This is a genomic window from Actinomadura kijaniata (genome assembly GCF_014138665.1).
GTDB lineage: Bacteria > Actinomycetota > Actinomycetes > Streptosporangiales > Streptosporangiaceae > Spirillospora > Spirillospora kijaniata.
The window spans coordinates 51,582-70,116 of the sequence record NZ_JACJIA010000017.1; the positions used below are offsets into that span (position 1 = coordinate 51,582).

Genomic DNA, 18,535 nt, shown 5'->3' on the forward strand with positions numbered 1-18,535 from the left:
CCCGGCCACCGGACGGGAGAAAAACCGTCGCGATCACCAGAACGGAAGGATCTCCCGAAAATTTCACCTGGCGAAAGCCGGACCGGCCGTCCGCGCCCCGGCCGCCGGACCTTGATCGACATCTCTCTCAGCGAACGCGGTCGCGCCGCCCGAGGGGCGCGTGGGGCCATGGAAACCAGGGTGAGAGGCGTGTTCCGGCGACGCGCCGGATGTCGTGGGCGTCTGCCGTGAACGGCCTGTCGACTCTCCGGACGCCATAGGCTGTTCGCTCCTGGTTCTAGGGGGATTGGAGGGGATCGCGGTGCGGCTGCCGGAACACCTGGAATTGCTGGTCACCGACGAGCCCTACTTCGATCTCTACGCCCACGGCCCCTGGCGGATCCCCGACGGGCTGTACGACGAGATCCGCGCCCGCATCGACAAGCTGATCACCGATCCGCGGGCCTCGGAGCTGACCACCGACGCGCACCCCCTGCTCAGCTCGCCCGCCAACCTGGTGCTGGGCGACCTGACGCTGGTCGTCGACTTCCTGTACGGGGGCTCGGCGCTGTACTCGGGGTCGCACTCGCTGCTGTACTACCAGTTCTTCAACCGCTACCTGCGCGAACCGGAGGACCCGGTGCGCCCGGCGGGAAGCTGGGGCGTGGCGACCGGCGCGTTCCGGCCGCTGGAGTGGCTGGAGGAGGCCCCCGACAAGGAGCTGGCCCTCGCCCTGGCCCGCGAGTCGCTGGACGTGCTGGAGGGACTGGAGCCGTTCGAGCGCCGCCGCCAGGCCCTGATCAGGCTGTACGACGACCCGCCGCCGGACCTGGACATCGACGCCCCGCTGGAGGACCAGCGCCGGACGTGGCTGGCGCACGCCTCCGACGGGATCGTCGCCGACCTGCCCGAGCTGGCGGGCCCGATCGGCTACCTGGAGTGGATCGTCGGGGGGCTGCTGCCGGTCCACGAGCGCCTGGCCGCGACCGCCCGCAACGACGAGAGCGTTCCCGAGCTGCTGGTCCACCTGGTCGCGCAGGCGGGGCTGGAGCACGTCCCGGCCGAGCTGGGCGTGGTGCTCGGCGAGGACCGCTACGGCGACCTGCTGGAGCGGTTCGACGCCGGGCGGCAGTCGTTCAACGCCGACACCTGGTACAACCGCACCCGTAGCTGGCTGTCGCGCGCCCTGGTCGCGGGCGAGGCCGACGCCTGCCGCGGCTGGCTGGACATGGCGGCCCGGTTCACCGGGGCGCTGCAGGGGCTGCCGCACGACGCCCGCTCGCCCGAGCTGGACTGGATCCCGGTCGCGGCGTTCCAGACGGACCTGCGGCGGCTGTTCACCCCCCGCCGCGCGATCGTCAACCCGCTCGCCGCCGACGTCGCCAGGGCCGCGCCCCGCACCCGCAGGTCCCGCGCCGTCGAGCCGGGCGCGGGCATCGTCGGCCAGCCCGAGGTGACCGCCGCGCTCCAGCGGATCGCCGCCGACCAGGGCCGCCCCGTCCGGCTGATGATCGTCGGGCCGGACGGCACCGGCAAGCGCGACGCCGCCCAGCAGATCGCCCAGCTGCTGGAGGAGCGCCTGATCAGCTCGCCGCCGCTGTGGCTGTCGGCCGACTTCTTCGCGGGCAAGGACATCGCCGCCGCCACCCTGCACCTGTACAACGACGCCCGCGACTCGGCGGGCAGCCGCCTGCTGGTCATCGACGGGCTGGACGAGCTGGCGCGCGACCCGCGCGGCGGCGAGGCCGTCCTGGAGGAGCTGCACCGCGCGCTCGACGTCCAGGACACCCTGCACGTGGTGGCGCTGTGCGAGCCGGGCGGCGACGAGCGGGTCCGCGAGGTCAACCCGGCCCTGATGCTGCGGCTGGAGGTGGCGCGCACCCGGCCGTTCACCGCCGAGGGCCACGCCGAGCTGTTCGCCCGCGCGCTGCGCGACCGCGGCGCGCGCGCCCACAAGCACGCCCTCACGGCCGCCGGGAAGCTGCTGGCCACCGCGCCCGCCGTCCGCAACCTCCGCAACGCCCGCCTGGCGCACCTGCTCGCCGAGCAGGTCGTGGAGACGGTCCGCGAACGCACCGAGCCCGGCTCCGAGCTGGTCGTCAAGCGCGCCGACATCCCCGCGACGTTCGACGTGGCCGGCGCGCCCGGCGACCCGATGGCGGACCTGTCGGCGCTCACCGGACTGCACACCGTCAAGCAGGAGATCGAGCTGGTCGTCGCCGCCGCCCGCGCCGAGAAGCTGCGCCGCGACGCCGGGCTGGCCACGGTCTCCCCCAGCCGCCACCTGATCTTCACCGGCAACCCCGGCACCGGCAAGACCGAGGTCGCGCGCCTGCTCGCGCGCTTCTACAAGGGCCTCGGCGTGCTGTCCTCCGGCCACCTGGTGGAGGTGTCGCGCAGCCACCTGGTCGGCCAGTACCTCGGCGAGACGGCCGCCAAGACCCGCGCGGTGGTCCGCCGCGCCGTGGGCGGCGTGCTGTTCATCGACGAGGCGTACGCGCTCGCCCAGTCCGACCTGGACGAGGACTACGGCGCCGAGGCCATCGCCGAGCTGGTCAAGCTGATGGAGGACCACCGCGACGACCTCGTGGTGATCGCCGCCGGCTACGACAAGGAGATGCGCCGCTTCATCACCGCCAACCCCGGCCTGGCCTCCCGGTTCCCGACCACGATCCGCTTCCCCGACTACACCGACGCCGAGCTCATCGAGATCTTCGCGTCGATGACGGCGAAGACGGGCCTGGCCCCCGACGACGCGGCGCGCGCCAAGCTCTCGGACCTGCTGCGCCGGGCCCCGCGCGGGCGCGCGTTCGGCAACGCCCGCCTGATGCGCAACCTGGCCGAGCGCGCCACCGCCCTCCAGGCCCGCCGCCTGTCGGCGGTCAAGAAGCCGTCGGAGGCGGAGCTGACGACCCTGGCGGCCCCCGACATCCCCGACTCGCTGACCGGCGCGATCCGCACGGCGGTGCCCACCGACCCGATCACGACGCTGGACGCGCTGGTCGGCCTGCGCGAGATCAAGGCGGAGGTCCACCGCCTGGTCGCCGAGGCCCGCACCGCCGAACTGCGCCGCACGGCGGGCCAGCCCGCCGTCTCCCCGACCCGCCACATGGTGTTCACCGGCGCCCCCGGCACGGCCAAGACCACGGTCGCCCGCCTCATCGCCGCCGTCTACGCCGACCTCGGCCTGCTGTCCTCCGGCCACCTGGTCGAGGTGGGCCGCGCCGATCTGGTGGGCCCCTACCTCGGCCAGACGGCCCCCAAGGTCCAGGCGGTCGTCGAGCAGGCGATCGGCGGCGTGCTGTTCATCGACGAGGCCTACTCCCTGATGGGCGACGCCTACGGCCAGGAGGCCGTCGCGACCCTGGTGAAGCTGATGGAGGAGTACCGGGGCGACCTGCTGGTGATCGCGGCGGGCTACGAACGCGAGATGGCGGCGTTCCTGTCGGCCAACCCGGGCCTGGAGTCCCGCTTCCCCAAGCGCCTGCGCTTCCCCGACTACTCCGACGCCGAACTCGTCGAGATCTTCAGCCATCTGGCGACCTCCGAGGGCTTCACCCTCGCCCCCGACCTGCCCCCGGCCCTGCGCGCCCTGCTGCGCACCACGAGCCGCGGCCCGACGTTCGGCAACGGCCGCCTGATGCGCAACCTCCTGGACACCACCATCGCGACCCAGGCCCAGCGCCTGACCCGCCCCGACACGAACCCGACCCCGGACGAGGTCATGACCCTGACCGCCGAGGACCTCCCCCGCACCCTCGACAAGGCCACCCGCTCCCCGGGCCACTACCTGTAGGGAGGCGCCTCTCAGGAGGCGCGGGCGCGGATCTCGTTGACGAGTTTCTGCATCGTCTTCCTCTCGTCGGGCGGGCCCGTGAGCTGGACGTCCACGGCCGTGTCGGGCTTTCCGCCCCTCTTCGAGGGGAAGACGTGGCTCATCGCGACGCGGATCGCCTGCTCGCCGTCGAGTTCGCCCTCGACCTCGGCGTACATCGTGGTGTCGTCGATCCGCTTCCAGTCCTCGTCGTCGACCGCGATGTCCTTGCGCAGGGTCCTGCGCTGCTTCTCGTCGCAGGGGCCGGGGCACCTGCGGACGGCGACCATGCCCCCGGCGCCCCGGCCGGTCGGCGGGAACGTGCCGCCCTCGTCGCGGCAGATCCAGCGGGAGTCGTACGGTTTCCGGTCGCTGCGCATGCACCCCCAGGTCCCGGGCGCGTCGAACGCGAACGGGAACCCGCCCAGCTTCATGCGGTACTTCTTCTCGCCCTCCCCGTAGGTGGGGCCGGCGACGGGGCCGGGCGGGCCGTCCTTCGCCGGGGTGGGCGAGGGGGACGGCGGGGACGACGGCGCGGTCGGCAGCGCGACCGGTCCCCCGCCGGACACGATGCTCCGCGCCGCGAACACGCCCAGCAGGAACAGGGCCACGACCCCCACCACGGTCACGCCGACGATGGCGGGCACGGGCATGCCCCGCGGCGCTTCGGGCGGGGGGTGGAACGGCGGCGGCACGAGCCCCCGGTCGGGGCCGCCCGACCAGTGCGGCGCGAACGCCGGGCCCGCCCCGGGCGCGTCCGGCGAGGTCAGGGCCGCGGCGGCGAGCAGGTCCAGCAGCGGTCCGACGGACGCGCCGGGGTCGTGGCGCACGGCGGCCCAGCCGAGCGGGGCGTTCGGGGCGGAGTCGAGGAGGTCCAGCCTCGCGGACTCGGCGGCGAAGCGTTCGCGGACGGCCGGGTCGTTCGCGGCGGCGGCGCCCAGCACGGCGATCGCGACCGGCGCGCCGGTCCCGTCCGCGCCGAGGAACACCACCCCGGCCTCGCGTTCGGCCAGCCGCGCCCTGACCTGGAACGGCCCCAGCAGTCTCGGATCCGTCACCCGCAACGGCCCTTCGCCAGGCTCCACCCGTCGCCTCCCTCCGTCGGATACTTGAACGAACGTGCGGGTCCTCCCGTTCACTCCCCGAGGCCCGTCAGGGCGGCGCGCAGGACGCGGGCGACGTCGCGTTCGGCGGCCCGGCCGGTCAGCTCGACCGTGACGAGGTAGTCGCGGGCCATGCCCGCCCCGTGGGCCGTCCCCTTCTCCGTCCAGGTGTGGGCGTCGAGGCCGGGAACGGCGCGGACGGCGTGGGCGCGGCCGTCCTCGGCGTACCGCTGGGGGTAGACGCGGTGCTGGTACCCGACGGGCTGCGGGGCGACCTCGACCGCGAGGCGCCTGCCGCGCTGCCAGAGGCAGCCCTCGCCGTGCGCCGACCGGTCGCGGGGGCGGGCGCCGGGGACGAGGCGTTCGGCCAGGTCGGCGGGGACGAGCGAGCACGGCGGCACTCCGGGCGGCAGGGGCGGCGGCAACTGGCAGCCGCAGGCCCGCTCGTCGGGGAGGGCGAGGAAGAGCAGAGGGGCCAGGACCGCGGTCAGGGCCGCGGCCGCCCACGTCCCCTTCCGCTTGGCGGATGCCGTGTTCACCATGGGCGCGCTCCGGGGGGTGGGGCTGGGTCGCGGGGTTGGACGGGCGGGGCGGGGCTTTCCGTTCCGGTCCGGCAGGAAACGGTTAGTCTCAAGCAGACGCATCAGGCTCACCCCCGCGCGTTCCTCACGGATCGGGAGGCCGCCATGCCGCGTCGGCGCAGCATCGCCGCCATCGCCGTCGTCACGGCGGCCGCGCTCGTCCTCCCTTCCTGTAGCGCCGTGTCGCGGCGACCACGCACGGTCAGCGCCGACCACGTCACGACGTCCCTCCCGCTCTCCGCGCCCGTCGACCGGGGGCCCGCTCCCGGCGGCCTGCGACTGGTCGGCTCCGTGGACACGCCGGTGGAGGGGAGCACGCCGATCGGCGCCGGGCACAGCGTCGTGGACGGGCAGCTTTTCGTCGCCACGCCCCGGGGGCTGGTCGCGCACGACGCCGGGACCGGCTCCGAACGCTGGCACTACCGCGAACCGGGCCGCGCCCTGGCCGCCTACGCGGTGACCGGCGGTGTCGCGCTGGTGATGACGGGCGTCCCGCGCACCGGCGTCACCGTCCCCGACCGGTGGACGGCGCTGGACGCGACGACCGGCGGGCTGCTGTGGGCGCGGGCCGTCCGGGGGGTGCCGCTGCCGCTGGCGTTCGACAGCCCGCGGGCGGGCATGGGCGGGGTCGTCCCCGTCGCGTTGGACGGCCGGGTGCGGGGGGTGGACGCGCGCACCGGCCGGGTCCGCTGGACGAGCGGTCCGGTGGGAACGCCGGACTGCCGCTCCACCTACGCGGCGGGCGACGACGTCCTGACGCTGGTCACGGCCGTCTGCCGGAAGAGCGTCCGGTTCCTGGCGATCGACCCGGTGACCGGGCGGGAACGCTGGCGCCGCGCGATCCCCTCGAACGCCAACACGCTGCTGTCCTCCCCCGTGCGGCGCGGCCTCACCCTGCTCGGCGTCGGCGACGAGCGCCTGCTGGTCACCGCCGACGGCCGGGAGCTGCTGCGCGCCGGCAGGTCCCGGTTCTGCGAGGACCGGTGCGAGATGGCGGTGGGCGACGGCCACGCCGTGCTGGCCGACTTCAGGCACCTGCACACCGTCGACCTGCGGACCGGGGAGCGGCGGACGCGGCCCACGAACAGCCCGTACTACGCGCTGACCGTGGCGGGCGGCGAGTTCTACGGGCTGCGCAGGACCCTGGCGGCCCCGCTGCTGCCCGCCGCGCTCGACGTGATCGATCCGCGGGACGGCGCGGTGACCGCGACGCCGATGCCGTTCACCATGGGGCCGGGCTCGCTGACGGACTCGCAGGTCGAGGCGGTGTGGGTGACGGGCGGCCGGGTCCTCGTCACCGAGTTCTACCGGGACGGCGAGGCCGGTGAGAAGGGCCTGATGACCTCCGCCGTCGCGGCCGTCCCGCCGGGGAGGGGGCCGCCGGAGCTGGGCGGCGTCCCGCCGGGGGCCTGGCCGGACGCGTGCGGGCTCGCGCCCGGCCACCGGCGGGCCGGACCGGGCCTGGACGTGCGGCTGGGCGGGGAGACGCTGCGGCGCGTCCGGTGCTCGGTGCGCACCGCCGCCGATCCGCTGCCGATCCAGGTGACCGTGCTGTGGGTCGCCCGGTCGGCCGGGGAGGCCGACGACTTCCTTCCGGAGGGCGAGCAGGCCCCGGCGGTCGGCGACGAGGTCGTGGAGACCGACGAGCCGGACCGCAGGGTGGTCATGCGGTCCGGCCGGTACCTGGTCGCCTTCGACGCCCGGCTGCCGCGGAGCGCGCCGCTGGCCCGCGCGATCCACGACCGCCTGCGCGACCACTGACCGCGTCCGGGTCAGCGGCGGGCGCGGAGGTACAGGAACGCGAGGATGAGCGCCGCCAGGGTCGCGCCGACGGCCATTCCCACGCCGAACCCCGCCGTCAGGTCGCTGGTGAGGACGAGCGCCACGATCACGAGCAGGTAGACCGCCACGAGGGCGAAGAAGCGCCTGCTCCAGAACCAGCGGCGCGCCGGTGTCTCCGGGACGTCCGCCAGCGCGCCGAGCGGCCCCTCGGACGCGGCCAGGGGGCGCTTGAAGTAGGCGAAGTACGTCCAGACGCCGCACAGCTCCCAGCCGTCGGGGGCCAGGCGTTCGGCCAGGGCCCCGGCGCGGCCGGGCAGGACGGTCTCGCGACGATACTCCCAGCGCAGCGGGCTCTCGGCGTCGCGGTGGCTGACGAAGCGCCCCAGGCCGTCGATCCGCTCGACCTCCCAGCCCTGGCCGCCGTAGCGGTTGAGCAGGGCCACGTCCTGGAACGCGTCGGCGGTCCACACCCAGGTCTCGGCGGTCGGGTCGCTCTCCGGCCCGGGGCCGGGGTGGGCGTCGGGGGCGAGCCGGGCGGCGAGGTCGGCGGCGTCCCCGAGCTCCTCGCGCGGGTCGGCCCCGGACTCGGCGACGTGCCCGGCCAGCTCCTCGGCGGTGGCGGCGGCGCGGTCGGCGGGGACGCCGCGCTCGCGCAGCCGCGCGGTCAGGACCTCGAAGTACTCGTCGGTGGTCACCGGACGCCTCCCTTCGCCAGGACGGAACGGACCGACCCGTCGAAGGCGAGCCACAGGGAGCCCTGCTCGGCGAGGGTGTCGCGGCCCCGCTGGGTCAGGCTGTAGTAGCGGCGGCCGGGGCCGCGGTCGGCGGCGCGGAACTCGGCGGCGACCAGGCCCGCCTCCTCCAGCCGGTTCAGCACCGGGTAGAGGGTACCGCCCTTGATCTCCCCCAGCCCGGCCCCGGCGAGGGACTTGGCGATCTCGTACCCGTAGTTCTCGCCCTCGGTGAGGCTGGCGAGGACCAGCAGGTCGAGCACGCCCTTGAGCCAGCTTGAACGGCGGTCGGCAGCCATGCGGGAGACCCTAGCCGTTCTGCGCGACCGGCCGGGGCCCGGCGGCGGGCGCGGGGGTCAGGACCAGGCCGCGCACGTCGATCAGGATGTGCACCAGGACCGGCAGCAGCAGGCTGCCGGTGCTCAGGTACATGGCGGTCAGCGCATAGCCGGGCAGCAGGGTCAGCAGCATGTTGCGCCACCCCTGGTAGGCGTGGGCGACCGCGAACAGGGCGAGCGCGATCCCGGCGGCGACCTGGACGGGCACGCCCAGCACGCCGACGAACAACGCGATCAGCACGCCCCGGTAGACGAACTCCTCGCAGATCCCGGCGGTGACGGACATGGCGAGGCCGAGGCGGCGTTCGCGGGCGTCGCGGGGCAGCAGCTCCGTGACCCCCTCGGCGCCGGGCACGGCCTTGCCCCTGGCGGCCATCCGGCGGCCGACCAGCACCGTCAGCGGCAGGACGATCGCGAGGCCGACGAGCATTCCGGCGATCCGCGCCGGGTCGCCGGGCCACGTCAGCCCGATGTCGCCGGCCGCGACGCCGGGCGAGACCACGACGGTGAGCGCGCCGAGCGCGGCCAGGCCCCAGGAGGTGGCGATCCAGAGGCGGTAGAGGCGCACCAGGGCGCGCGGGTCGCGGTCCCGGTCCCGCCGCAGCCGCGCGTAGGACCGCCGGCCGAGCAGCGCGTCACCGACCGTGGCCTGGGCCAGCAGGGGGACGGCGAGGACCAGCCCGAGCGTGGAGAACTCGGGATCGATGTGCAGCATGCCGCCTCCTCGGGGCCGGGGGTTCCTGAGCTACCTAGACGCTAGAGCAAGCTATGTAGAAATACAACCTAGGTAGCGATGACGGCCCTGGAATCGGAGAGCGCTGGGCGGTTCATCCAAGTTGACCGAGAAAAAGAACGTTCGCTCGGAATAACGCGAGGACTCTTGCAGTTGCAACGAAATGTGCAACCCGCGCCTCAGTGGGAAGCATGTCCACCACCGATCCCAGGAGGTACCGATGCCGAGCAGCATCCCCCGTCCCCGCCCGCACACCGGGCAAGGACTCGTGCGGACCCGTTCGCTGCGCGCCCTGGCCGTGGCGGCCCGCCTGGAACGCCACCACGCCCCGGAGGGTCCGCCGGGTGCCGACGGCCGGGCGGAGCACCGCCCCGCGCGGCGGACCCCCGACCCGGCCTGACATCCCGACCACGCCACCGGTGGCCCCATGACCCGGCCTCCGGACGGCGGTAACGCATGACACGGCACCGGCGTGACGACGGGCGGGTGCGGAACCGCGGTTCCGCACCCGCCCGTCGGCCGTCGCGGCCCCGTGTCACCACGGTCGCCCCCTGAAGGAACTACCCTTCCCCGACCAATAGTCTGGAAAACCTCAGAGGTGTAAGCGACGGGAAGGCACCGGTGTGACCGACAGGACGATGCCGGACGCTCACCCCCTGCGGTCGGGCGATCCGACGCGGCTGGGCGCGTACGAGGTCCTGGGACGGCTCGGCGAGGGCGGCCAGGGATCGGTCTTCCTGGGACGGCGCGCGGCCGGGGCCGGCGGGACCGGCGGCGGGCCCGTACGGGTCGAGTATGTCGCGATCAAGCTGCTGCACGCCGGGCTGACCGGGGACGACGCGGCGCGCGCCCGGTTCGTCCGGGAGCTGGAGGTCGCCAAGCGGGTCGCCCGGTTCTGCACCGCGCAGGTGCTGGACGCCGACGTCGAGGGCGACCAGCCCTACATCGTCGGCGAGTACGTGCCGGGACAGTCGCTGTTCCGGCTGGTGCAGACCGAGGGGCCGCGCACCGCCGGGGCCCTGGAGCGCCTGGCGATCAGCACGCTGACCGCGCTGATCGCGATCCACCAGGCCGGGATCGTGCACCGCGACTTCAAGCCGCACAACGTGATGATGGGCCCGGACGGCCCCCGCGTGATCGACTTCGGGGTGGCGCGGGCGCTGAACGCCGTCGGCGAGACCCAGAACGTCGGCACCCCCGCCTACATGTCGCCCGAGCACTTCACCGGCGGCGAGGTCGGCCCGGCCGCCGACATGTTCGCCTGGGGCACCACGATGGTGTTCGCGGCGAACGGGTGGCCCGCGTTCGGCAACGACGACATGGCCGCCGTCATGCACCGCATCCTCGCCGGCGAGCCGAACCTCGGCGACCTGCCCAGCCCGCTGCGCGAGGTCGTGCTGGCGTGCCTGGCCAAGGAGCCCGCCCAGCGGCCCAGCGCCCGCGGGGCGCAGGAGATGCTGGTCAACGCCGCCACCGGCACGTCCCCGGCCGACGGCCCGGGCCCGCTGCCGGGGCCTCCGCCGCCGTTCCCCGGCCCGTTCCCGGGCATGTCCGCCTCCGAGGCCACCCCGCTGGACGCGCCCACGCCGATCGGGCCCGCACCGGTCGGGCCCGCACCGGTCGGCGCGTTCGCCGCTCCCGAGGCCGTGCACGGCACGACCGCCCCGCAGCCCCCGGGACCGGTGCCGGTCGCCCCGCCCCGGCGGCGCGGCCGGCTCGTGCCCGTCGCGGCCGCCGTCGCCGTCACGGCGGTGCTGGTCGGCGGCTCGGTGTGGGCGGCGACCGGCCGCTCCGACGACACCCCCGACCAGCAGCGGACCACCGCCGCCGACCAGAACGGCGAGACCCCCGGCGGCGGCACGCTGCCGGGCGGCGGCCCGCAGCCGTCCAAGTCGCGCGGCAAGGTCGACGGCAGGGACACCGGGGACGGATCGAAGAAGCCGAAGAGTGAGGAGTCGGGGAAGCCCGGGAAGAAGCCCGGCGGCGGGGGTTCCCGGCCTTCGGGGTCCCCCAGGCCGCCCGCCGAGCAGCGGCCGAACAAGTACACGCCGCAGCAGGCGTGCGGCGGTGGCTACGGGGTGCTGCGCTCGATGTCCGTGTCGGGCGGCACCGCGTACCTGCTGTACAACAACGCCAAGGGCTCCAACTGCGCCGTCACGATGAAGACGCGCGACGCGGGCAGGCGGACCCCCGTGTCGGTGTGGATCCAGAAGCGGGGCGGCGGCCAGGTCACCGACAGCGGCTCGTTCGAGTGGTACGCGGGTCCGGTGTACGTGTCGGCCCGCAAGGTCTGCGTCCGCTTCGGCGGCAACGGCCGCACCTCGGCCTGGGGCAACTGCGGCTGAGCCCCGGCGGGGTGATGCCGCGGACGTGCCTCAGCGGGCGGGTCGCGGAGCGACGCCGCGCCCGCCGGGGCGCGCGGCTCAGTTGTCGGCCGCTATCAGGTGGTCGAAGTCGCCCTCCTTCGCCCCCAGGATCAGGGCCTCGATCTCGTGGCGGGTGTAGATGAGGGCGGGGCCCTCGGGGAAACGGGAGTTGCGCATCGCGACGCGGCCGCCGGGGAGTTCGGCGATCTCGACGCAGTTGCCCTGGGAGTTGCTGCGGTTGGACTTCAGCCACCGGGCACCGTGCAGCCGGGTCGCCGGAATCCCGTTGTACGCCGTGAAGTCGGTCTTGAGCATCATGTCTTCCTGAGCAGTTCACCGAGGAACTCGACGGTGCGTTCGGGAGTCTCGCTGTCGACGCACAGGCGCTCCATGGCCTGCAGGTAGGTGTCGACGTCGTCGCGTTTGTCGAGGTACATCGCGCCGGTGAGGTTCTCGACGTAGACCACGTCGGGCAGGTCCTGTTCCGGGAAGCGCAGGATCGTGAACGCGCCGCCCTCGGCCGAGTGCCCGCCGAAGCGGAACGGCATGACCTGGATGGTCACGTTCGGGAGCCGCGCCATCTTGATCAGGTGCTCGAACTGGCCCCGCATCACCTCGGGTCCGCCGATCGACCGCCGCAGCGCCCCCTCGTCCAGCACCGCCCACAACCGCGGCGCGCCGGGCCCGGTCAACCGCTCCTGCCGCTGCATGCGCAGCTCCAGGCGCTGGTCGATCTCGTGGTCGGGCGCGCCCGCGTTGCCGAGCCGGAACACGGCGCGGGCGTACTCACGGGACTGCAACAGGCCGGGAACGAACTGGAGTTCGTAGGTGCGGATCAGCGCGGCCGACTCCTCCAGGCCCACATAGGTCTGGAACCAGGAGGGCAGCACGTCGCTGTAGCGGTGCCACCAGCCGGGCGTGTTGGCCTCGCGGGCGAGCTCCAGGAGGGCGGCGCGCTCCTCGACGTCGGTGACGCCGTAGAGGGTCAGCAGATCATCGACGTCGCGCTCCTTGAACGAGACGCGCCCCAGTTCCAGGCGGCTGATCTTCGACTCGGACGCGCGGATGACGTAGCCCGCGTCCTGCCGGGTCACACCCTTGGCCTCCCGCAGGCGGCGCAACTGTGATCCGAGCAGGATGCGGCGAACCGTCGAACCGCTTCCCGGCGTCCCTGAAGTCACGCCTCACCTCCCGGCCTCGTGCGGACAGCGAACCTAGTGTGTCAACGGCCCCCTTGTCACCGGGGGTGCTCGCCTCCGTTCACCGGGAGTGGGCCCGCGGTACGACCGGCGACCACACTGTGGATAATCAGATGCACGTGCATTGGGTCTTGCATTCGCACGCTACGATGCGCAGGATAACGCACGAGACTTCAGAGCCACGGCTGCACGACCAGATCACTCTGCGGGGGCCCGGGAATGACGTCACGCCACGCGCACGACGACACGCGTTGGATCGTGCGTCCCTGCACGCGGCCGGCCGAGACACAGGACCCGATCGTGCCTTCCACGCCCGTTCCCGAGTCGGACCGCCTGCCGCCCCGGCTGGACCACGCCCTGAACGCTCTGGTGGCGACGGGCGGTCCGGCCGCCTCGTTCACCGTCCGCCCCGACCCCGAGTCCGTCACCGCCGCCCGCCACTTCGCGCTGTCGCGGCTGACCGACTGGAACCTGGCGGCGCTCGGCGACGAGGTCGGCCTGGTGGTCTCCGAGCTGGTCACCAACGCCCTGCGGCACAGTGGCGGCCCGCCGCCCGCCACGACCCCGCGCTGGAGCCCCCGGGACGCGCACTGCCTGGACGACTACGGCGACCGCGTCTACGGCGACCCGCTCGCCTCGACCCCGCCGCCGATCCATCTGCGCCTGATCCACGAGGGCCGCTGGCTGCTGTGCGGGATCATGGACGCCAGCCCGCTGGGCCCCCGCCGCAAGGAACCCGACTACATCGCCGAGACGGGGCGCGGCCTGCACCTGGTGGACTCGTTCAGCACCCGCTGGGGCTGGCGGGCGCTGCCGACGGGCAAGGTGGTGTGGGCGCTGTTCGGCTCGGAGGGGTAAGCCCTCTTTGGGGGGGTATAGGGGAAATTCCACCACGACCACCGACCGGGAGCAGCAGTGGAATTCGCCGTCGAACACCGGGACGTCAAGGGCCTGACCGTTGTCAAGATCACTGGCGAGATCGACGTGTTCACCAGCCCCCGCCTGCGGGAGCTGCTGCTGGACATCATCGAGAACGGCTCCCTGCACCTGGTCATCGATCTCGGCGAGGTCACCTTCCTCGACTCCACGGGCCTCGGCGTCCTGGTCGGCATCTACCACCGCCTGCGCGCCCGCGACGGCTCCATGTCGTTCGTGGGGGTCAACGAGCGCGTCCGCCGGGTCTTCCACGTCACCCAGCTGACCAAGATCTTCGTGCTGCACTCGACGATGGACGACGCGGTCGCGGCCCACGAGGAGGCCGCCTCCCAGTCCCCGTCCTGAGCCCCGCCCCGGGCCCCGTCCGGGCCCCGCGCTGAGCTCTCCGCGAACCCGCCCCCCGCACGGCTTTCGGAGCCGCGGGACGGGCGGCCGGGTTCGTAAACTACGGTGGTCAGAGAGATCAAGCCCGCCGCTGGGCGTTTCGCCACCGCGAGCGGTGCTGTCCGTCAACCGAACCACCCACCGGACGGGAGCGCTCCGTGGCAGAACAGCCGCTGCATGAGCACACGCTCGGCAATGGGCTGCGCGTGGTGGTCTGCGAAGACCACGTCGTGCCGCTGGCCGCCGTGAACATCTGGTACGGCGTGGGCTCGCGGCATGAGCGGGCCGGACGTACCGGACTGGCGCACCTTTTCGAGCACCTGATGTTCCAGGGCTCGGCGAACGTCGCCGAGGGCGAGCACGCGGCCCTGCTGGAGAGCGCGGGCGCGACGTTCAACGCCAGCACCTCCTTCGAACGCACCAACTACTACGAGACCGTCCCGGTCAGCCACCTGGAGCTCGCGCTCTGGCTGGAGGCCGACCGGATGGGCACCCTGCCCGCCGCGCTCACCCAGGCCAACCTGGACAACCAGCGCGACGTCGTGAAGAACGAGCGCCGCCAGCGCTACGACAACCAGCCCTACGGTACCGCGTTCGAGCGCCTGTGCCGCCTGACGTTCCCGGCGGGCCACCCGTACGCGCACACCCCCATCGGGTCGATGGAGGACCTGGACGCGACCACGCTGGAGGACTGCGCCGACTTCTTCGCCACCTGGTACGCGCCGGGCAACGCGGTCCTGTCGGTCGTCGGCGACGTCGACCCCGAGCAGACCATCGCGGCCGTCGAGCGGTACTTCGGCGGGCTGCCGACCGGCCCCACCCCGCCGCCCGCGCGCGAGGGGGACCTCGGCCCGCTGTCGGAGGTCCGCAACGAGGACGTGGCCGAGGACGTCCCCTCGCCCGCCTACTTCGCGATGTTCCCGCTGCCCTCCGACGGCGGCTCCGACATCGAGGCGGCCGAGCTGGCCGTGGAGATCCTGGGCGGCGGCTCGGGCTCGCGGCTGTACGACCGGATGGTGCGCCGCGACCAGATCGCCACCGAGGTGTGGGCGGGCGTGACGCGGCTGGCCGGCGGCCCGTCGCTGGCGATCGTCGACGCGATCGGCCCGGACCCCGAGAAGATCGCGGCGGTGCTGGACGAGGAGCTGGCGCGGTTCGCCGCCGACGGCCCCGACGCCGACGAGACCGCCCGCGCCACCGCGCAGGCCGAGCGGGGCTTCCTGGAGCAGACCGAGACGGTCACCGGGCTGGCCAACGCCCTGTCGCAGAACGCCACGCAGTTCGGCGACCCGGCGCGCGTGTTCACCGCGCCGAGCCGGGCCGCCTCGGTCACCGCCGACCAGATCAAGGACATGGCGGGCCGGTTCCTGGCTCCGGGCGCCCGCACCGCGCTGACCTACGGGGGTGCCCGATGACCAACCAGATCACGATGCCGCCGCGTCCGGTCCCCGGCCCGGTCCCGGCCTGGTCGTTCCCGCCCGCGACGTCCGGGCTGGTCCCGGGCGGCCCCGCGACGCTCCGCTGCGACCTGCCCGGACGCCGCCTGGCGTCGGTCCGGCTGGTCCTCGACGCGGGCGCGGGCCGCGACGCCCGCGGCAAGGAGGGCCTGGCGACGCTGACCGCGCGCGGCCTGCTGGAGGGCACCGAGGCGGGCGGCGGGACGGCCCTGACGGCGGCGTTCGAACGCCTCGGCGCGAGCCTGTACGCCTCGGCGGACCTGACCGCGCTGCGCATCGCGCTGGACGTCCCGGTGACGCGGCTGGCCCCGGCGCTGGAGCTGCTGTCCACCGTGGTCCGCGAGGCCGCGCTCGCCGACGCCGACGTGGCCCGCCTGGTCCGCGAACGCCTGGAGGAGATCGCCCAGGAGGACGCCGACCCCGGCACCCGCGCCATGCGCGAGCTGCGCGCGGTGATCTTCCCGGAGGGGGCGCGGGCCCACCGCCCGACCGGCGGCTCCCCCGCGTCCGTCACCGCGATCACCGGCGCGGACGTGCGCGCGTTCTACGCCTCGGTCGACCCGGCCGAGGCGTTCGCCGTGGCGGCGGGCGACCTGACCGGCACGCCCGTCGACAGCGCGCTGGCCTCGGCGCTGTCGGGGTGGACGGGCTCCGGCCCGGCGCTGCCCCCCGCCGACCGCGTGATGCCGGTGAACGGCCCGCGGATCGTCGTGGTGGACCGGCCCGGCTCGGTGCAGACGTACCTGAGCATCGCGCACGGCGTGCCGGACCGCTCGCACGGCGACTGGCCGCTGCTGTCGGTCGCCTCGCACGTGCTGGGCGGCGGCCTCAACTCGCGCCTCAACGCGGTGCTGCGCGAGGAGAAGGGCTACACCTACGGCGTGCGGACCGGGCTGCTGCGGCTGCGGCACTGCGGCCTGATGATCACGCAGGGGTCGGTGCACACGGAGGTCACCGGCGACGCGGTGGCCGACGCGCTGCACGGCCTGCGCAGCGTGGTCGCCGACGGCATCGCCGAGGACGAGTGCGCCTCGTCGGTGCGGGCGCTGGCGGACCGGGCCCCCGCCGAGTACGAGACCTCGCGTTCGGTCGCGGCCGAGCTGGCCGACGCCGCCGCGAACGGGCTGGGCACCGACTACCCGAGCCGGCACCTGGCCGCGGTGCGGGCGGCGACGCCGGAAACGGTCGCGCGCGCCTACCGCCGGCACGTGGACCCCGAGGCCCTGACGGTGGTCGCGGTGGGCGACGCCGCCCAGATCCGCGAACCGCTGGAGAAGCTGGGCTACGCCCCGGTGACGGTGACCGCCACCGAACCGGCCCAGTGACCCGCTGACCCACGACGCCCTTCCGGGGCGTGCCGCCGAACGAGCGTTCGGCGGCACGCCCCGGAAGGGCGCGGGATTTTCTCCACGGATGTCCCGTTGCGGTTGAACGGATGGCATGGTGGTGTGCGTCTGACTGTGCAGCGGGGGTCTCCCCGCGGTCGCGGAGAGCGGAAGGGGTACGGCCGGTGTCCTATGGGCAGATGGCAGGCGGGTACGGCGGAGGGGGCGCCCCCTCCGTCGAGACCGTCCTGAACGAACCGCACTGCCGGCCCGGCGGAGTCGTGGCCGGAAAGGTCCACCTGCGCGGCGGAACGCGGACCGTGGACATCCGGCACGTCACGCTCGCGCTGATGCCGCGGATGCAGAACGGCCACGGCGGCGAGACCGCCGGCCCGGAGGTGTACCGGGGGGCGCTGACCCGAGCGTTCCGCCTGGAGGCGGGTCAGTCGCGCGACCTGGCGTTCTCGATCCCGCTGCCGTACGAGCTGCCGTTCACGACCGTGCTGGGCCGGGAGCTGCCCGGCTTCACGATCGGGCTGTGCACCGAGGTGGACGTCAAGGGCGAGCCGGACCCCGGCGACGTCGACCCGATCTCGGTGGAGCCGCTCCAGTCGCAGCAGTGGGTGCTGGCCGCCATCGCCCGCCTCGGCTTCAAGATCAAGAACGTGACGTTCCAGCAGTCCAAGCTGCGCGGGCTGCCGCAGCAGCTGCCGTTCCACCAGGAGATCCACCTTTCCCCGCCGCCACAGTTCCAGGGCCGGCTGGCGCAGGTCGGCCTCACCTTCGTGGCGAGCCCCCGGATGATGGGCTTCAAGCTGCGCGCCGAGGGGCGGACCGGGGACGAGGACGCGTTCGGGGCGTTCACGGTGCCGCATCCGGAGGCCGCCGAGACCGACTGGAACGCCAAGATCAGCCAGTGGCTGGAGCAGGCGGTGCTGCTGCCGCACGGCTCCTCCGGGGGGCCGGCGCACGGGACGCCCGCGTTCGGGGCGCAGGCCCCGCTGCCGCCGCCCGGCGCGCAGACGCCGCTGCCGCCGCCCGGCGGGCACGGCGCGTACCCGCCGCCGCCCGGCCAGCACCAGCAGCCCGCGCCGGGCGGGCAGGGGCAGTTCCCGCCGCCCGCGCCCGCACCCGGCCAGCACGCCCCCATGCCGCCCGGCACGCCCGTGCCGTACGCGCCCGCCGCGCACGGCGGCCAGACCGCGCCGCCCCCGTCCTACCCGCCGCCGCCCGGGCACCCCCAGCACGGGCACCCCACGCCGCCCCCGCCGCAGCACGGGCAGCCCGCGTCCTACCCGCCGCCCGGACACGGCTACCCCGCGCCGCACAGCCACCCGGCGCCGGGCTACCCGCAGCCCGGCTACCCCGCGCCGCACCACCACGCGCCGCACCATCCCGGGCACGGCGCGGCCTGGGGCGCGGCGGCCGCCGTCGGCGGCGTCGCCGCGGCCGGGGTCGCGGGCGCGGCCGCCGCGGGCGCGTTCGGGGTGAACCCGGTGGCGCAGGCGGGCGAGCAGTTCGTCGGGCAGGCCGCCAACGCCGCCATGGGCTTCGCGGGCGACCAGGTCCGCGGGTACGTGGGCGAGCAGGTCGGGGGCTACGTCGCCGAGAACGCCGGGGGCTGGATGGCCGACGCCGCCGCCAACGGGTTCGGCGAGGCCGCCTCCGGCGCCGCCGCCGACGTGGCGGGCGAGGTCGCGGGCGGAGTCGCCGAGGCGCTGGGCGGACTGCTGGGCGGCCTGTTCGGCTGACTCGACAAGTCAGGGCTTTTCGGACGACATCCGCCGCCGTCTCGGTCAATCGCCCC

The 18,535-nt window shown here is 74.4% G+C and carries 16 protein-coding genes; 9 read left to right on the forward strand and 7 right to left on the reverse strand.

Translation table 11 applies throughout. The annotated features are described in order from the left end of the window. Positions 1-301 precede the first annotated feature (301 nt). The gene (locus HNR61_RS41055; protein WP_182848550.1) at positions 302-3,775 is read left to right on the forward strand and encodes an AAA family ATPase; all 3,474 of its coding nucleotides are present in this window, start codon (positions 302-304) and stop codon (positions 3,773-3,775) included. An 11-nt stretch (positions 3,776-3,786) separates the two neighbouring features. Here the strand turns inward: HNR61_RS41055 and HNR61_RS41060 are convergent, their stop codons facing one another. Next, positions 3,787-4,851, reverse strand: a complete 1,065-nt coding sequence (locus HNR61_RS41060; protein ID WP_182848551.1) for a hypothetical protein — start codon at positions 4,849-4,851, stop codon at positions 3,787-3,789. 77 nt (positions 4,852-4,928) lie between these two features. Beyond that, complete coding sequence (locus tag HNR61_RS41065; RefSeq protein WP_182848552.1) at positions 4,929-5,438, reverse strand: hypothetical protein; 510 nt, start codon at positions 5,436-5,438, stop codon at positions 4,929-4,931. 144 nt (positions 5,439-5,582) lie between these two features. On the opposite strand from HNR61_RS41065, the gene HNR61_RS41070 reads away from it, so the two are divergent. Then, positions 5,583-7,238 carry a PQQ-like beta-propeller repeat protein gene (locus tag HNR61_RS41070; RefSeq protein ID WP_182848553.1) on the forward strand — a complete coding sequence of 552 codons (1,656 nt, stop codon included), beginning with the start codon at positions 5,583-5,585 and terminating at the stop codon, positions 7,236-7,238. Between the two features lie 11 nt (positions 7,239-7,249). On the opposite strand, the gene HNR61_RS41075 is transcribed toward HNR61_RS41070, so the two are convergent. From HNR61_RS41075 to HNR61_RS41085, 3 genes are read right to left on the reverse strand one after another with little or no spacing between them, the layout of a single operon-like run. Next, positions 7,250-7,954 (reverse strand): hypothetical protein, encoded by a 705-nt coding sequence (locus HNR61_RS41075; RefSeq protein ID WP_182848554.1) that lies wholly within the window; start codon positions 7,952-7,954, stop codon positions 7,250-7,252. Further along, entirely contained in the window at positions 7,951-8,289 is a 339-nt protein-coding gene (locus HNR61_RS41080) for a PadR family transcriptional regulator (RefSeq protein ID WP_067821029.1), read from the reverse strand. The genes HNR61_RS41075 and HNR61_RS41080 overlap by 4 nt, the downstream gene beginning before the upstream one ends. A gap of 10 nt (positions 8,290-8,299) precedes the next feature. Next, positions 8,300-9,043, reverse strand: coding sequence for a CPBP family intramembrane glutamic endopeptidase (locus HNR61_RS41085; protein ID WP_182848555.1), 744 nt, complete (start codon positions 9,041-9,043; stop codon positions 8,300-8,302). Between the two features lie 238 nt (positions 9,044-9,281). On the opposite strand from HNR61_RS41085, the gene HNR61_RS41090 reads away from it, so the two are divergent. Both HNR61_RS41090 and HNR61_RS41095 read left to right on the forward strand, forming a co-directional pair. Further along, on the forward strand, positions 9,282-9,461 hold the full coding sequence (locus HNR61_RS41090; protein WP_182848556.1) for a hypothetical protein: 180 nt from the start codon (positions 9,282-9,284) through the stop codon (positions 9,459-9,461). A 223-nt stretch (positions 9,462-9,684) separates the two neighbouring features. Next, entirely contained in the window at positions 9,685-11,406 is a 1,722-nt protein-coding gene (locus HNR61_RS41095) for a serine/threonine-protein kinase (RefSeq protein WP_182848557.1), read from the forward strand. Between the two features lie 78 nt (positions 11,407-11,484). On the opposite strand, the gene HNR61_RS41100 is transcribed toward HNR61_RS41095, so the two are convergent. Further along, on the reverse strand, positions 11,485-11,742 hold the full coding sequence (locus HNR61_RS41100; protein ID WP_067821041.1) for a DUF397 domain-containing protein: 258 nt from the start codon (positions 11,740-11,742) through the stop codon (positions 11,485-11,487). Further along, positions 11,742-12,608: a Sco1979 family transcriptional regulator gene (locus tag HNR61_RS41105; protein ID WP_182848558.1), complete on the reverse strand. Its 867-nt coding sequence runs from the start codon at positions 12,606-12,608 to the stop codon at positions 11,742-11,744. The genes HNR61_RS41100 and HNR61_RS41105 overlap by 1 nt, the downstream gene beginning before the upstream one ends. A 318-nt stretch (positions 12,609-12,926) precedes the next feature. Here HNR61_RS41105 and HNR61_RS41110 point away from each other — a divergent pair, with 318 nt between their 5' ends. The 5 genes from HNR61_RS41110 to HNR61_RS41130 all read left to right on the forward strand — a co-directional run bounded on the left by HNR61_RS41110 (position 12,927) and on the right by HNR61_RS41130 (position 18,479). After that, positions 12,927-13,484 (forward strand): ATP-binding protein, encoded by a 558-nt coding sequence (locus tag HNR61_RS41110; protein WP_182848559.1) that lies wholly within the window; start codon positions 12,927-12,929, stop codon positions 13,482-13,484. 57 nt (positions 13,485-13,541) lie between these two features. Beyond that, positions 13,542-13,907 carry an STAS domain-containing protein gene (locus HNR61_RS41115; protein WP_182848560.1) on the forward strand — a complete coding sequence of 122 codons (366 nt, stop codon included), beginning with the start codon at positions 13,542-13,544 and terminating at the stop codon, positions 13,905-13,907. A 197-nt stretch (positions 13,908-14,104) separates the two neighbouring features. Next, positions 14,105-15,361 carry a M16 family metallopeptidase gene (locus tag HNR61_RS41120; protein WP_067821048.1) on the forward strand — a complete coding sequence of 419 codons (1,257 nt, stop codon included), beginning with the start codon at positions 14,105-14,107 and terminating at the stop codon, positions 15,359-15,361. Beyond that, entirely contained in the window at positions 15,358-16,728 is a 1,371-nt protein-coding gene (locus HNR61_RS41125) for a M16 family metallopeptidase (RefSeq protein ID WP_182848561.1), read from the forward strand. Before HNR61_RS41120 ends, HNR61_RS41125 begins: the two co-directional genes overlap by 4 nt. A gap of 200 nt (positions 16,729-16,928) precedes the next feature. After that, complete coding sequence (locus HNR61_RS41130; protein WP_182848562.1) at positions 16,929-18,479, forward strand: sporulation protein; 1,551 nt, start codon at positions 16,929-16,931, stop codon at positions 18,477-18,479. The last annotated feature ends 56 nt before the right edge of the window (positions 18,480-18,535 follow it).